1 protein-coding gene is annotated in these 1,909 nt (G+C 47.0%); it reads right to left on the bottom strand.

Features of this window, described 5'->3' with window-relative positions; translation table 11 throughout:
- Window positions 1-1,819, bottom strand: a 1,819-nt coding sequence (locus VN105_RS14735) for a GH92 family glycosyl hydrolase (protein ID WP_325642173.1), incomplete at its 3' end; no start/stop codon positions are given.
- Window positions 1,820-1,909 lie beyond the last annotated feature (90 nt).

Here is a 1,909-nt window from a genome sequence, read left to right as displayed (position 1 = left end):
TTTTTTCTTTCCCACCCATCAACTCGATCATGCCGGGAATATCATGTGGCACAAACCAGCCCTGTTGATATGGGTTACTTTCAATGGTACCATACCACTCTTTAGTGCGTGCATTCTCGGGCCATTCCTCCCATGACCCGTCACTTTTCCGGGGTCTGAACCAGCCTTTTTCCGGATCAAATATCTTTCGGTAAGCTTGACTTTTGTCCAAATACACTTGTTCCGTTTCCGTCTTGTTCAATCCTTTTGCCAGTTGTGCTATGCACCAGTCGGTATACGCATATTCCAGCGTATTCGAAATGCTCAATGCCCCCGGAGTGTAGCCTAACGAATCGTTGCCAAACCGTTTGGAGGTATTGATCGCGTAGGTTAATGCTTTGGATACATCGTAATTGCGTATCCCTTTCGCATAAGCATCTGCCAATACCGATAGCGCAGGATTGCCGATCATGCAGCCAGAATACGCATTTAATAATTCCCAGCGTTCAAAATAGCCCTTTCCAGATTCATCAGCCAGACTGATCAATGAATTGAGCTCATCATTTACTAAGCTGGGGTTGATCAAAGTTTGTAACGGAAATTGTGACCGGAAGACATCCCAGCCGCTAAAAATTGTCCGTTTGGTAAAGCCCTCACTATGGCGGATCCTGTTGTCGCCGCCCGTATAACGTCCATCGACATCCGTAAAAATGCGCGGATCAATCATGGTATGGTACATTGAGGTATAAAAGATCGTTTTTTGATCCTTTGTACCGCCGTTGACAACGATTTTTGATAGCTGTGCATCCCACATTTCTTTCGCTTCCCGACGGACACGATCGAAATTTTTGCCTGCTATTTCCTTTTTAAAATTATTTTCGGCGCCCTGCATATCGACGAAGGAAATTCCGACCTGTAGATTGACCTGCTCGCCCTGTCGGGTTTCAAATTCGGAGAACACGCCAAGGTGTTTCCCTTCCAGTTCATTTTTTCCGGGCCACACTTTCGCTTCAGCTAACCGATTTTGGTAAGCGATGGACTGTACATCGTCACGCTTACGCTTCCAGTCGTCAGGGATTTCTGCCGACCAGATACCATGTTTTTTTAGTGGTTTATCGAAGCGTGCATAAAAGTAAACCGTATAATCCGCCTTACCATCGCCATCGCCCCAGCCGCCCCCCTCAGGCGTACAGCGCATCCATCCCTGAATACTATAGTCATCTACTTTTCGGACATATTGCTGTATCGCTGTGCCGCCAACGCGACGCGCCAGGTCAATCTGAATACGTGATTCCTTACTTTGCGGAAAGGTAAAACGAAGCATACCGCTATGTGGTGCAGCGGTAGCCTCCACGCGAATATGATACCGTTCAAGATCAACTGCATAATATCCAGCCTGAGCGACCTCACTGGACTTGTTGTAAGGCGAACGGTAGCCTCTCACACTACCATCGTCCTTACCCGCAATGGTATGCAACTTACCGATGGTAGGCATCACCAGAAAATTTCCGAGATCGCCGTACCAGCCTACTCCACTCATCTGCGTGAAGGCAAAACCTTCAATACTGCGATGCTCGTAACTATACCCTGGGCTGTTGTCACCGCCTGTAATCGTGTTAGGGCTCACCTGCACCATGCCATAGGGTGTCGTTGCCCCCGGAAAAGTCTTTCCCAAACCATGATAAGTACCTGCGGCACCAACACTTGTACTGGCACCAATAAATGGATTGACATAGTCTGCTGGACTGGGAACAGGATGATATCGGCGACTAGCACACGATGTCGAAGACACGATTAGCGCGATAACAAAACAAGATAGCAGTCCATATAATTTATTCATATTGATTTATCGTTTTAAAGGTTCTATTTATTGACTTTAAAGGTCCTGATTCCGAATTGTGGCAGCTGCACAACAAAAGCTTTCCTATCC

This window comes from Chitinophaga sp. (assembly GCF_035564935.1).
Lineage (GTDB): Bacteria > Bacteroidota > Bacteroidia > Chitinophagales > Chitinophagaceae > Chitinophaga.
Note: the sequence above shows the minus strand (reverse complement) of the source record. Positions and strands in the feature narration are given on the sequence as shown.